Origin of the sequence: Streptomyces sp. PU-14G (assembly GCF_041028275.1) — a bacterium.
Classification (GTDB): domain Bacteria; phylum Actinomycetota; class Actinomycetes; order Streptomycetales; family Streptomycetaceae; genus Streptomyces.
On record NZ_JASKYT010000800.1, the window covers coordinates 1 to 307 of the forward strand.

Below are 307 nucleotides of genomic sequence, written 5' to 3' on the forward strand. Positions count from 1 at the left end.
GGACGGCCCCCCGCCGCCCTCGAACGGCGCGCCGCCGCTCTCGAACGGCGCGCCCCCGTTCCCGAACGGCGCGCTGTCGTCGTGCGTCTGCCCGTGCGCCGGGCGTGACGCGGCCACCTGCGCGCGCGAGGCCACGTTCAGCTTGCGCAGCACCCGCGCCACGTGCTGCTCGACGGTGCGCGGGGACAGGAACAGCACCTCGGCGATCTGGCGGTTGGTACGGCCGAGCGCGACCAGTCGCGCCACCTCGGCCTCCCGCGGGGAGAGTTCGCCCCCGTAACCCCGCCGGGGGCGGCGGGGTTACGGG

The 307-nt window shown here is 77.5% G+C and carries 1 pseudogene; it reads right to left on the bottom strand.

What is annotated here, in order from left to right:
* Positions 1-111: 111 nt before the first annotated feature.
* Positions 112-297: pseudogene (locus AB8Z75_RS35340) on the bottom strand (response regulator transcription factor); the annotation flags it as partial.
* Positions 298-307: the final 10 nt, after the last annotated feature.